Raw genomic sequence first — 13,512 nt, forward strand, 5'->3', positions numbered from 1 at the left:
ATCTTCACCAACTTAATCTTCATCATCCGGTGCACCGGTAGTTTCAGGGTTAAAAAAGCCCTTATCCACCCGTTCACCAAAGTTCATCGCAACGTCGGGCCGGTATGATGGCTCAACCTTCCGAACGAAATTTAATTTGTTAATTCTAGCCGTGGCCGCTGGTACTTGACTCTCATCCATGTAGAGCACCACGTAATGTTCCTTATGCGATTGGTACTGAACTAGACCAAATCGCTTTAATTGCCGGACCTGTTTCATCGAGTGCATGTACACGATCAACGACCGGCGGGGTTTTACTGTAAAATCCATCGAATGTCACCTCTTATACTGGAGTAGCTTGTTTAAATGTTAGGCTAGATTCACAATTTCGTCAACTAAGAACTTGCTACTTTCTCAAAGTAAATTATTCTCATAAAAAGAACCACTAACAATCAATACGTCAGTGGTTCCCTAATTAACCTATTTTGGTGTTATTTCAAGCAATAAATCATCCGTCTGAATGACATCACCAGCACTAACGTAGACGTGTTCAATCACACCGTCTTCCGGTGCTTGAATCGTCGTTTCCATCTTCATTGCTTCAGTGACCAATAACGGTTCACCCTTCTTAACGGTCTGACCCTTCTTAACTAAGAGTTTCAGAACCGAACCACTCATGGTTGCCCCAACTTCATTTTCATTAGTTGGTTCCGCTTTGCGCGTCCCAGTGGCTGATTGATGAATCGCATTGTCCTTGATTGTGGTCTCTTGGTTCTGACCATTGATACTAAAGTACAGTGTTCGTACCCCGTCAACGTCCGGATCACTGATCTGGTTAAGCTTAACGATCATCATCTTACCCTTAGCAAGTTCAACGTTGACCGTTTCACCTAACCGCATCCCTTGGAAGAAAGTTGGTGTATCTAGTAATGAAATGTGACCATAACGTTGATGGCTTGCATAGTAGTCCATGAAGACCTTCGGATACAGAATATAACTGAGGACTTCTTGATGACTAGCCTCATGACCTAATTTGGCCGTTAATTCTGCCTTGACCGCCTCAAAATCAGCCGGTTTTGCCAAACTACCTGGCCGTACCGTCAATGCCGAGTGATCTTTGAGAATGATCTGTTGTAACTTCTCAGGGAAGCCACCAACGGGTTGTCCTAGGTTACCCGCAAAGAAGTTGATGACGGATGCTGGGAAATCTAACTTCTGCCCGTGATCGTAAACGTCATCTGGCGTCAGGTGATTCTCCACCATGAATAGCGCCATGTCACCGACCACTTTTGAGCTTGGCGTTACTTTAATAATATCGCCGAACATCTCATTAACGGTCGCGTACATCGCCTTAACTTCTTCCCAACGATCACCTAAGCCGACTGCTCTAGCTTGTTGTTGCAAGTTTGAATACTGGCCACCAGGCATCTGGGTCTGATAAATATCCGTTTGTGGACCAGTCATTCCGTTAGAGAAGTCTTGGTAATATGGCCGAATTCCTTGCCAGTACCGATTAATCGCTTCGACATGGTTGATATCCACGTCCGGTTGCCGATCGTTATGTGCTAATGCGTAGTACAGGGAACTCATCGATGGTTGACTCGTCGTTCCTGATAGCGCACTAGCTGCCACGTCGACCACATCGACGCCGGCTGCCACTGCTCGTGCATACGTAAAGATTCCGTTACCCGTCGTATCATGGGTATGCAAGTGCACTGGAATATCCAACGTATCCTTCAAAGTAGCGACTAGTTCGTAAGCCGCTTCTGGCTTCAAGATCCCCGCCATATCCTTGATAGCAATAATATCCGCACCAGTTGACTGCAGATCAAGTGCCAATTGACGGTAATAGGCCAAATCATACTTTTGACGATTTGGATCCATAATATCGCCCGTATAACAGATCGTAGCTTCCGCAATTTTACCCGTTTCCTTAACGGCCTGAATACTCTTCTCCATTTGTGGAATCCAGTTCAAGCTATCAAAGACCCGGAAAACGTCGATACCACTCTTAGCAGCTTCTAAAATAAATTCACGAATCACATTATCAGGATAATTCTGATAACCGACCGCATTAGAACCTCGGAATAACATTTGTAGTAAAGTCCGCGGCATTGCTTGTCGTAATTTCTTCAAACGATTCCATGGATTTTCGTTCAGGAAGCGGTAAGCAACGTCGAAGGTCGCGCCACCCCACATCTCATACGAGAATAATTGTGGCAACGCCTTTTGTGACGCTTCAGCAACCGCCAGCATATCCTTGGTCCGCATCCGGGTCGCAAACAGACTCTGATGTGCATCCCGCATCGTCGTATCCGTCAACAAGACTTGTTTTTGGTCCAACAACCAGCTCTGAAGTCCCGTAGTCCCCTGAGCATCCAGGATATCCTTGGCCGTCACAATTTGCTTGCTGAGCGGTTGAAAGTCATCGTTGAACGCGATGTCTGGATAGTATTTTTTGGCATGTTGAGCAACGTCGGCAAAACCATTGACCGTGACGTTACCGATATACTTGATCATCTGGCCCTCACGTTGTGACTTATCATGGAATTTAAAGAGTTCAGGATTCTGATCAATAAAACGCGTGCTGGCTTTGCCCGCCTGGAAAGTTGGATCATCAATCACATTGAGCATGAACGGAATGTTCGTCTTAACACCGCGAATATCAAACCCAACTAAGACCCGCCGCATTTTATGCACGGCGTCTTTAAAGCTGCTGGCTGCCACGCAGGCCTTTACCAACAGTGAATCAAAGTACGGCGTCACAATTGCGCCAGAATAAGTATTCCCAGCATCCAACCGTACACCGTTACCACCTGGTGAGCGGTAAGTTTCGATCAAGCCAGTATCAGGCATAAAGTTATTAGCCGGATCTTCAGTTGTCACTCGACATTGGATCGCCGCACCTTTGTACGTTAACTCATCTTGGTGTGGTAGGTGTAGGTCTTCAAACAGATCGCCACCCATCGCAATCTTCAACTGAGCGTGCACAATATCAACTTCCGTAATCATTTCAGTAATCGTGTGTTCTACTTGAACCCGTGGATTAACTTCCATGAAATAGAACTGGTCACCCTCAACTAAGAATTCCACCGTTGCCGCATTGACATAGTCGACACTCTTCATTAAGTCGACAGCAGCATCACAAATTTTTTGCCGTAATTCAGCTGGTAACGATACCGCTGGTGCGATTTCAATTACCTTTTGGTTACGTCGTTGGACTGAACAATCACGTTCGAATAAGTGCATCACATTTCCGTGGGAGTCACCTAAAATCTGAACTTCAATGTGTTTAGGATTAGCAATAAATTTTTCTAAGTAGATCTCATCATCGCCGAAGGATTGCATCGCTTCAGAACGTGCTCGGTCAAAAGCTTCTTGTAGTTCAGAAGCTTCGTGAACGATGCGCATGCCCCGACCACCGCCACCCATCGCAGCTTTAATCATGATTGGGAAACCGTACTGTTGTGTGAATTGAAGGGCTTCATTCAAACTAGTGACCGGATGTAGCGTACTAGGAATCGTCTGAACACCAGCATCTTGAGCAACTTGTTTGGCCGTAATCTTATCGCCAAACATCTCTAAGTGCTCCGGTTTTGGTCCGACAAACGTCATGCCTTCTTCAGCAATCCGCCGTGCAAAGGTCGCATTTTCAGACAAGAAACCGTAGCCAGGATGAATCGCATCAACGTGATTCTCCTTAGCGATTCGAATAATATCTTCAATATCAAGGTAGGCAGCAATTGGTGCCTTACCTTCACCCACAAGATACGCTTCATCAGCTTTAAAGCGGTGAACTGAAAATTCATCTTCTTTGGCATAGATCGCAATAGTTTGCATGCCTAGTTCATGACAAGCACGAATGACCCGCGTGGCAATTTCACCACGGTTAGCAATTAATACTCTTTTCACTAAAACCCCCTCATTCCCAAATAAGATCGTTTTAACCTGCCTGCCGAACCGTATTGAGCCGATCCATTTTCTCTAAGGCGCTAATATTCAACACCAGACCTAGGGAAAGGGTCAATACCATCATACTGGAACCACCATAACTCATGAATGGGAACGTCACCCCGGTAATCGGGATTAAACCGACGATCCCCCCAACATTAATAAATGCTTGGATGGTCAAGTAAGCGGCCACCCCGTAACAAACTAAGGTATTGAACGTATTATTAGAACGCACACCGATGTAAATCATACGGATGACCATTACTAATAATAGCCCCATGATCAGCAAGACCCCAATCAGGCCAAGCTCTTCCGCAGTAATCGACATGATGAAGTCGGTATTGGGTTCTGGTAAATAACCACGTTTTTGTAAACTATTCCCAATACCAACCCCCGTTAACCCACCATTGGAAATGGCATAGTAGGAATTAACGAGCTGCGTACCAGCACCAGACGCCGTCTTAAATGGATTCAAGAACCCTAGAAAACGTCGTAATTGGTACGAATTATTGAGAACACTTTGTGGTAACCGACTCATTAACGGTACCAGCACCCATTCAAATGCGGCTACGGCACCTGCAAACGTACCGACCCCTACAAAGTAAGGAATCCCACTTGCAAACAAGATTACGGCCGCAATTGCCAAGTTAATCGTCGCCCCACCTAAGTCCGGTTGGATAAAGATTAAGAAGATCATTGCGAACAACATAACGAACTGGGACCCAAGTTCACTAAAACGTGCAACGCCAAAATGAGCTTCCCGTTGCGCAATGATTGACGCTAAGTAAATAATTAAATAAAACTTACAGAACTCGGCGGGTTGAATCGAAACCGGACCTAAGATAATCCAGCCAGCCGCACCGTTAATGGATTGTCCAACTAAGCGCAACCCAACTAAAACAATTAGCATCGCAAACCCCAAGGTCCCTAAAAGTTTAGTTTGCTTGAAGTAGGCAATCTTTAAGTTCATACAGGTCAGCGTGATAAAGATTCCTAGTACCACCCAGATTAACTGTTTGATTAAGTAACCGGTGGGCGTAATACCGTTCTGCGCAGCCACGTACGAACTCGATGAATAAACCATGACGACCCCAATTCCGCTGATAATCAAGTATGGAACCAGTAGTCCATAGTCCATATAGTGTAGCTTTTTCCACATGAGCTTAAATCCCACCTATCAATAACTTCCGTTCAACATTACGTTTTCTCATAATGCGAACTATTACTTGCAACAATTATAGCATAGTCCGTTTTAACACAACGACCGCAGCGATTAATTTGATGATTTTTTATAGGTTTTAGCAATATCAGGCATTGTTAATTACTAAAGCTAACAAAACAGTGTGACAACAAACCTTGCTTACTACTGCTAACAGCAAAAAAGCTCGACCAATTAAATGGCCGAGCTTCTTTATTAATTATTTAACGCTTAGTTTCTCTTACGCTTCTTAGCTTCTTTTTCACGAAGACCAGTGTTTAAAATCTGCTTCCGTAAACGAACATAATTTGGCGTAATTTCACAGTATTCATCTTCATTAATGAATTCCAATGATTCTTCCAATGACATCTTACGAGGGCTCTTAACCTTCGCAATATCTTCAGAACCAGCGGCACGGACGTTGGTTTGGTTACGTCCACGTGTGATATTTACAGAGATATCATTTTCACGGCTATTTTCACCGACAATCATACCTTCGTAAACTTCAGTACCGGCATCAGTGAAGACCGTCCCACGATCTTGAACAGCCATGATTGCATAAGTCGTAACCTTACCAGCGTTGATTGAAACCAAAGTCCCCTTGCGACGACCTGGGTTCCAGTTCTTGATAACTGGCATGTACTTAGAGAAGGTATGGTTCATAATTCCGTAACCACGTGTTAATGATAAGAATTCAGTTGAGTAACCGATCAAACCACGTGAAGGTGCAGTAAAGGTTAACCGAGTTTGGTTATTCCCAGTACTTTCCCTGCTCGTCATTTCACCTTTACGTTGTGATAACGTATCGATAATAGAACCTGTATATTCTTCAGGGGTATCAATCTGAACTGATTCGAATGGTTCGCAGCGTTCACCATCAACATCACGATAGATAACTTCTGGACGAGATGCTTGAATTTCGTAACCTTCACGCCGTAACGTTTCGATTAAGATAGACAAATGCAATTCTCCACGACCAGAAACGACCCATGAACCTGGTAAGTCAGTATCGTCAACCCGTAATGAAACGTCGGTTTCCAATTCAGCCTTCAAACGAAGTTCCAATTGACGCGCCGTAACAAATTTCCCATCTTGACCAGCAAATGGTGAAGTGTTGGTCCCGAAGGTCATTTGTAAGGTTGGTTCGTCAATCCGTAAGATTGGTAAAGCTTCTGGTGTTGCTGAGTCAGCAACCGTTTCACCAACGTTGATGTCTTCCATCCCAGAAACGGCAATCAAGTCACCAGCTTTGGCTTCGTTGATTTCCAAACGTTGTAAACCGAAGAACCCAAATAACTTAGTTACTCGATAGTTCTTCTTAGTCCCATCAAGTTTCATGACAGAAACACTGTCACCAACTTTGATAGTCCCACGGAAGACACGGCCAATCCCAACGCGACCAACGTAATCGTTGTAATCAAGCATGGCAACTTGGAATTGTAATGGTTCTTCTGAGTTGTCAATTGGTGATGGAATCGTCTTTAAGATGGTGTCAAAGACGGGTACCATCGTGTGTTCCTGCTTAGCAGGATCTGATTCGTAGCTTGAAGTCCCGTTTAACGCTGAAGCGTAAACAACTGGGAAGTCCAATTGAGATTCGTCCGCACCTAATTCGATGAATAAGTCTAAGACTTCGTCCACAACTTCTTCAGGACGAGAACCTGGGCGGTCAATCTTGTTGATAACTACGATTGGTGTTAAATGTTGTTCCAAAGCTTTCTTCAAAACAAATCGAGTTTGTGGCATCGTACCTTCTAATGCATCAACGACTAACAAGACACCGTCAACCATGCGCATGATACGTTCCACTTCACCACCGAAATCGGCATGTCCTGGAGTATCCAAGATGTTGATTTGTTTGTCGCCGTAACGTACGGCCGTGTTCTTAGAAAGGATCGTGATACCACGTTCCTTTTCAATGGCATTGGTATCCATGGCACGATCATCAAGTTGGACGTGTTCATCTAAGGTATCCGATTGCTTAAGCATTTCGTTAACCAGCGTTGTTTTACCGTGGTCAACATGGGCAATAATGGCAATGTTACGGATATCATCTCTAAATTTCAAAATTGATCTTCCTTTCATTCTTCCAAATTCTTACTGTTTTCAACAGCAGAAATCTTACATATATTAATACAAACCACCGTTACTAGCAAGTCATTAATTCGACCTAAAGCGCTCGTGCTGGCGTTTTCACTGGCTTTCATCCAGTGGCATAAAAAAACTGCGACGTATGGGGTCACAGTCCCAATACTTAGCTAATTGCTAAAATCGTGCTTTGCGCACGTTTTGTCGCTATCAGTACAGCACCCGATGATAACATATCAACCGGCCTGCCGTCAACTTGCGACACAACTAGACCTAAACTTTCAGCAAGTACCCGACCGGCCGCAAAATCCCACGGTCGCAGATAAGACAAGTAGCCTACCAGTTCCCCAGCTAACACTTGGCTGATCTGAATACCAGCACTTCCCATAATTCGGGGTCCTAAACTGATGGTTGTGATCTGTTGCATGTGAAAACGGTCGTTAATCAGCAACGGCGAGCTGGCTCCAAATAGCCCTTCGGACAAATCTAAATCAGCGGGTGCCTTTAACGGCTTGCCATTAAGTGTCACCCCGACCTGTGGCCCACCAGCATATAACTTTTCAGCCATTACATCATAGATGTAGCCCAACGTTGGCTCACCATCAATGTAGAGCCCAACCATCATCGCGAAGTGGTTCCGCTGATGGACAAAGTTCATGGTGCCATCAATTGGATCAACAATCCAGACATGCCCTTGCATTGAAGCCACCTGATCACCAGTGCCCTCTTCAGCTAAAATGTGAGCAGCTGGATCTAATGACCGAATTTCGTGTACCAAAAAATCTTCATTGCTATGATCAACATTGGTCACTAAATCACGGCGACTGGTTTTTTCAGCCACCGTTAACTGTGAGCCCATCTTCGCTAACACTTGCGCCCGGGCAGCTTGCATAACTGCTTGCATCGCCTGATTTAATTGTTCAAGATCCTTCATTTGCAAGTTAATCACCTAGTCTCGGTATTGAAAGCGGGCCTTGTTAGTTGCTTGTGCATCCTTCATCGTATGATAAATACTGTAACCCGATGCAGCTTCATAATCGCGTGACAACCGTTTTTCTTCAGACTTACCCGCAACCACCGTCTTAAATGCTCGGTAAGCATCTAATAAATCAGCCGTTGCAACCGTGCTTTCATTGGCCGCTTCAATCTGCTGATAAAAGCTCGTCACCTTAATAATTTCATCCGTTGTCCACGTTTCGTCCAACGGATATTGATAATTTTCATTATTATTCGCCATCGTCATCAAACTCCCCAGCCGCGACCCGTTCCAGCTCATCATGAACCTGATCCGCAATCTCGACATATTCTTTTTGTTCTTCATCAGATAACACCATATCGGCCATCCGTTTGATACCATTCGCACTAATTAAAACGGGTGAAGACAACCCAACCAGCTGATCATCGACCAACGTTTGAACATTGGTTACCGTACCGATAAATGGCGCTTGTGCGTAAAATGCGTTCAATATTTGTACCAATGCTAACACATTCAGCGTCTGATTGGTAACAATTGCTGGATCATCAACTTCATCAGTTGCAGCACTCATCTCATCCATCCCAAAACTAATGTCCTGATTGGCGAGATAGGTCATTACTGGCGCCGGGCCAATGTATGAACGACTCCAAGAAATCAGATGTTCCTGCGCCGTTCCAACGACAAATGCCCGTACATCGGCTGGACCAACGCTCAATTGACGACGTAACAATTGTTCCAATAGCCGACTCTGTGATAGCGTCCCCAGACCAATAACCTTGTTATGATCGACACCACTAAATCGGGCAGCTAAGACGCTCAAAACAGCATCGTTACTGCCGGCTAGAACTAATTTACCATTGAATCCAGCCCCCATCGCCGCATTCACAAACGTCCGAAATAATGGTAAGGTCGCTTTCAAATCGCCAACTGCATCCCGATCAGCTGCCAGTGGTACTAAATTACCAATGATCAAACTGTCAGCTTGTGAATAGTCTGGTTTAGACTGGGCCACCAACGTAAATTCACGACAAGTTAAACTGGCCGCAACTAATGCTTGGTAACGTGGTGCTTCGTCAGTATCAGTAGCAACCACTAAATTAATTGGTAAATCCTTCGCAATTGCAACTAGAATTAATTGTTGTACGAATTCGAATAGTCCCCGAATAATCACTGTATTGGTCATAAAATCCCTCCAACCTTCGTAATAATTGTACCTGAGCTGTCAATGAATTCAAGTAAAGGTTAATAAAAAGCTTACCCTTTTGTAACATTTGCTGCTAACAAAACACTGCTCAACGCTAAACATCTTCCCAGTTTCACCAGGAGCTACAGCTAATAAATCCGTTACTTTCCAAACACTCATGACTAAGTTACGTCTGCCATTGTTATTTTCACGATTATGTAAAATAAAAGTTTGGAACAAACGTCCCAAACTTTTATTTCTTATTTCTAAATATTTAATGCGTTTGGGATAAAAGCAAAACTCGTTTTCATCTCCAAATATTTACAGTCGAAACATGTGACAAAAGGCCGCTCCCACCGTTTGTCCTACTCTCATTAAATATGAGTTGGAAAACCAAGTGCTTCATCAGCAGCTTCCTGCACGACTTCACCCAACGTTGGGTGTGGATGAATTGTTAATGCAAGGTCTTCGGCATTCAAGCCACCGTTAACTGCGACACTTAATTCTGAAATCAGGTCACTAGCACCAGGACCCGCAATTTGAGCACCCACAACGGTTCCCTCATCCTTAGTCGTTACTAAGCGGAAGAAACCTTCCATTGAGTTCAAAGAAATCGCGCGACCATTACCCGCAAACGGGAACTTCGACGTTTTGACTTGTAAGCCAGCTTTTTCAGCCTCAGCTTTAGTCATGCCGACCGTTGCCAGCTCTGGATCTGTAAAACAAACTGCTGGTACCGAGACATAGTCGTTAGCCGTCTTCTTACCACTGATGGCACCAGCTGCAACTTTGCCTTCAGCAAACGCTTTGTGTGCCAAAGCAGGTCCCGCAACAATATCGCCAATTGCGAAGATATCAGAGGCTGCTGTCCGTCCCTGATTATCAACTTCAATCAAGCCACGTTTTGTTAACGTAACGTCAGTATATTCAAGTCCCATATCATCAGTGTTAGGACGCCGACCAACCGTAACCATGACATAGTCTGCGTGAATTTCTTTTTCATTACCATCCACAGCATAAGTGACGGTAACACCACTATCGTCCTGTTCAGAATTCTTGGCCATCGCATTAGTGATTACGGTGACCCCCTTCTGCTTAAAGTTATCCAAGACAAGTTTGACCATATCTTTTTCAAAGTTTGGTAAAATCTGCGGCGTTCCTTCAAGAATGGTGACGTGAGCCCCTAAGTTAGCGTAGGCACCAGCTAATTCAGAACCAATATAGCCACCACCGATGACGACTAATTCTTTCGGTACTTCTGGCAAGTTCAATCCACCCGTTGAATCCACAACTCTACCCTGAAACTTAAAGCCAGGAATTTCCACGGGACGGGAACCGGTTGCAATAATCAGATGTTCAAACTTATAAGTCTGCCCAGTATGATCACCATTCATTACGCGTAACGTATGGTTGTCATGCATATAGGCTTCACCACGCACAATTTCGACCTTGTGCTTCTTGAGTAACATCTCAACCCCACCGGTTAAACGATCAACAACTTGATGGTCCTTCCAGTCTTGAGTCACCTTGAAATCAAGAACAGGATCCTGGATATTTTTAATGCCAAAGATCTTACTGTCCTTAGTTTCTTGTAAACGGTGCCCCGCACTAATCAAAGCCTTTGAAGGAATACAACCAACGTTCAGACAAACCCCACCAATATGTTCCTGTTCAACGATGGTAACTTTTTGACCAAGTTCGGCGGCCCGAATTGCAGCCACGTAGCCACCAGGGCCCGCGCCGATAATCATCGTATTGCGTTCTTCAGCAAAATCTCCTACAACCATTCCGACCTCACCCTTCCATCAAAAGTAATTCTGGATCATGTAATAATTGTTTTAATAAATTCATTGCACGTTGAGCCGTTGCACCATCGATTAAACGGTGATCAAAACTCAATGACAATTTTTGCATCCTGCCAACTACAATTTCGTCATCATCATTGACGTATGGTTCCTTACCGATCCGACCGACACCTAAAATGGCGACTTCAGGTTGATTGATAACTGGTGTAAACCAGCCACCACCGATTGAACCAATATTACTAATGGTAATGGACCCACCACTCATCTCATTAGCTTTCAATTTGCCATCGTAAGCTTTTTGAGTGTTGTCAGTGATTTCCTTGGCAATAGCAAACAAGCCTTTGCCTTCCGCATTTTTAACATTTGGTACTAACAAGCCCCGATCCGTATCGGTAGCAATCCCAATATTGAAATAGTGTTTGTACACAATCTCTTGGTTAGCCTCATCAACGGAAGCATTCAGTTCTGGGAACTGTTGTAATACCGCAACAAGCGCTTTCACAATATACGGTAGGAAGGTCAAGTGAATATCACGATCTAACGCAACCTGCTTGTACTTCTTGCGGTGAGCCATTAAGGCACTGACTTCAACTTCATCAAACAACGTGACGTGTGGTGCGGTGTGCTTACTGTTGACCATCGCTTTAGAAATGGCCTTGCGAATCGGCGTCATCTTTTCACGCGTCTCTAATTCTGGTGTCGCTGAAACGTATGGTTTAACCGGCGTTGGTGCTGATTCTACCTGTGCCGCTGATGTCGTAGCAACTGACGCTGCAACCGGTTTTTCACCAGTAGCAGTTGGTGCACCCGTAAAGTTGTCAATATCGTGTTTCGTAATTTGGCCGTGTGTCCCAGTTGGAGTAACCAATGTAATATCAATATCCTTATCACGAGCATATTGACGGACAGATGGCATCGCTAAGACCCGTTTATTAGGATCACCCGCAGCGGGCGTTCCTGTTGGTTGAGTTGGTGCCTCAGGCTGCTTCGTTTCGGGGGCAGCAGTAGTAGCCGTTTCTGGTACTGCTGATTCTGCTGGCGCTGGTACACTGTCTCCAGTACCATCATCAATCGTGACAAGTACATCACCGATTTTAGCCGTTTCACCTTCTGGGATTAAAATATTAATAATCTTACCACTCACTGGCGATGGCAATTCTTCGACTGACTTATCATTTTGAATTTCAACTAGCGAATCGTCTTCTTTGATCTCATCGCCCGGTTTTACGAGCCATGATGCAATTTCGCCTTCTTCAAGGCCTTCACCAAGCTCTGGTAATTTAAACTCGTAAGCCATTGGATATCTTCCTTTCATGACAGTCGCTGGTGACTGTTTTTCGATCCCGCGGTTGAACTAATAGTTCAAAATTTCACGGGTTTTAGCTTCAATTTCATCTTCAGCAGGTAGCCAATCATCTTCGGCTAGTCCGAACGGATATACCGTATCAGGTGCATAGACCCGTCCAACCGGAGCACTCAGATATAAAGCGCCCTTTTCTGCAATCAAGGCCGCTACGTTAGCCGCAATTCCGGCTTGACGCTGAGCTTCTTGAATCGCTACGGCCCGGCCAGTCTTTTGAACTGACTTTAAAATCGTTGTTTCATCTAAAGGTGAGATTGTCCGTAAATCGATCACTTCAACGGAAATACCTTCTTTTTCAAGCTTTTCCGCTACTTTTAAGGATTGGTTAACTTGGGCACTGTACGCAATTAATGAAATATCGGTTCCTTCACGAACCACATTCGCTTGATCTAACGGAACAGTGTAGGCTTCATCTGGAATATCAGCCTTCATTGAACGGTACAATTTCAAGTTTTCTAAGAAAAAGACCGGATCATTATTACGAATCGAAGAAATCAATAAGCCCTTCGCATCGTAAGGATTAGATGGCGTGACAACCCGGAGACCCGGAATCTGTGCCAAGTAACCTTCAAGTGAATCCGCGTGCATTTCTGGTGTATGCGTCCCACCACCATATGGTGAGCGAATCGTGATTGGCATATGCCGAGTTCCAGCCGTACGGAACCGTTCCCGTGACATTTGACCAGCAATCGAATCCATCGTCTCAAAAATGAAACCTAAGAATTGAATTTCTGGCACTGGTCGAAAACCTTCCAATGCAAGTCCAATTGACAAACCACCGATTCCAGATTCTGCTAAAGGTGTATCGAAAACACGGTCTTCACCAAATTCAGCTTGCAGGCCATCGGTTGCCCGAAAGACCCCACCGTTTTTACCAACGTCTTCCCCGAACACTAAGGTCTTTTCATCAGACCCGAGTTCTAATCGAAGTGCATCCGTAATCGCTTGAATATACGTTTTCTTTGACAT

At 44.6% G+C, this 13,512-nt stretch carries 10 protein-coding genes; all 10 read right to left on the bottom strand.

The features are described 5' to 3' along the window. Positions 1-12: 12 nt before the first annotated feature. Complete coding sequence (locus ACG95_RS07705; protein WP_047999983.1) at positions 13-309, bottom strand: YlbG family protein; 297 nt, start codon at positions 307-309, stop codon at positions 13-15. A gap of 150 nt (positions 310-459) precedes the next feature. Continuing rightward, positions 460-3,891, bottom strand: a complete 3,432-nt coding sequence (locus ACG95_RS07710) for a pyruvate carboxylase (RefSeq protein ID WP_047999984.1) — start codon at positions 3,889-3,891, stop codon at positions 460-462. Positions 3,892-3,922: 31 nt separating this feature from the next. Continuing rightward, positions 3,923-5,089 (bottom strand): FtsW/RodA/SpoVE family cell cycle protein, encoded by a 1,167-nt coding sequence (locus ACG95_RS07715; RefSeq protein ID WP_047999985.1) that lies wholly within the window; start codon positions 5,087-5,089, stop codon positions 3,923-3,925. A gap of 270 nt (positions 5,090-5,359) precedes the next feature. Beyond that, positions 5,360-7,195 (bottom strand): translational GTPase TypA, encoded by a 1,836-nt coding sequence (gene typA, locus ACG95_RS07720; RefSeq protein ID WP_152668312.1) that lies wholly within the window; start codon positions 7,193-7,195, stop codon positions 5,360-5,362. 187 nt (positions 7,196-7,382) lie between these two features. After that, positions 7,383-8,150: an inositol monophosphatase family protein gene (locus ACG95_RS07725; protein WP_420324098.1), complete on the bottom strand. Its 768-nt coding sequence runs from the start codon at positions 8,148-8,150 to the stop codon at positions 7,383-7,385. A 15-nt stretch (positions 8,151-8,165) separates the two neighbouring features. Then, entirely contained in the window at positions 8,166-8,453 is a 288-nt protein-coding gene (locus tag ACG95_RS07730) for a UPF0223 family protein (protein ID WP_420324099.1), read from the bottom strand. Beyond that, positions 8,443-9,375 (bottom strand): Rossmann-fold NAD(P)-binding domain-containing protein, encoded by a 933-nt coding sequence (locus tag ACG95_RS07735; RefSeq protein ID WP_047999989.1) that lies wholly within the window; start codon positions 9,373-9,375, stop codon positions 8,443-8,445. Before ACG95_RS07735 ends, ACG95_RS07730 begins: the two co-directional genes overlap by 11 nt. Before the next feature lie 374 nt (positions 9,376-9,749). Continuing rightward, the gene (lpdA, locus tag ACG95_RS07740; protein ID WP_047999990.1) at positions 9,750-11,162 is read right to left on the bottom strand and encodes a dihydrolipoyl dehydrogenase; all 1,413 of its coding nucleotides are present in this window, start codon (positions 11,160-11,162) and stop codon (positions 9,750-9,752) included. A gap of 7 nt (positions 11,163-11,169) precedes the next feature. Continuing rightward, positions 11,170-12,477 carry a 2-oxo acid dehydrogenase subunit E2 gene (locus ACG95_RS07745; RefSeq protein WP_047999991.1) on the bottom strand — a complete coding sequence of 436 codons (1,308 nt, stop codon included), beginning with the start codon at positions 12,475-12,477 and terminating at the stop codon, positions 11,170-11,172. 57 nt (positions 12,478-12,534) lie between these two features. After that, positions 12,535-13,512: an alpha-ketoacid dehydrogenase subunit beta gene (locus ACG95_RS07750; RefSeq protein WP_047999992.1), complete on the bottom strand. Its 978-nt coding sequence runs from the start codon at positions 13,510-13,512 to the stop codon at positions 12,535-12,537.

The organism is Lactiplantibacillus herbarum, from assembly GCF_001039045.1.
GTDB classification, from domain to species: domain Bacteria; phylum Bacillota; class Bacilli; order Lactobacillales; family Lactobacillaceae; genus Lactiplantibacillus; species Lactiplantibacillus herbarum.

Coding starts and splice junctions, on each gene's coding strand:
- ACG95_RS07715 (WP_047999985.1), bottom strand. CDS start 5,089: ATGTGGAAAAAGCTACACTATATGGACTATGGACTACTGGTTCCATAC.
- ACG95_RS07750 (WP_047999992.1), bottom strand. CDS start 13,512: ATGTCAAAGAAAACGTATATTCAAGCGATTACGGATGCACTTCGATTA.
- ACG95_RS07735 (WP_047999989.1), bottom strand. CDS start 9,375: ATGACCAATACAGTGATTATTCGGGGACTATTCGAATTCGTACAACAA.
- lpdA (WP_047999990.1), bottom strand. CDS start 11,162: ATGGTTGTAGGAGATTTTGCTGAAGAACGCAATACGATGATTATCGGC.
- ACG95_RS07745 (WP_047999991.1), bottom strand. CDS start 12,477: ATGGCTTACGAGTTTAAATTACCAGAGCTTGGTGAAGGCCTTGAAGAA.
- ACG95_RS07725 (WP_420324098.1), bottom strand. CDS start 8,150: ATGAAGGATCTTGAACAATTAAATCAGGCGATGCAAGCAGTTATGCAA.
- ACG95_RS07730 (WP_420324099.1), bottom strand. CDS start 8,453: ATGGCGAATAATAATGAAAATTATCAATATCCGTTGGACGAAACGTGG.
- ACG95_RS07705 (WP_047999983.1), bottom strand. CDS start 309: ATGGATTTTACAGTAAAACCCCGCCGGTCGTTGATCGTGTACATGCAC.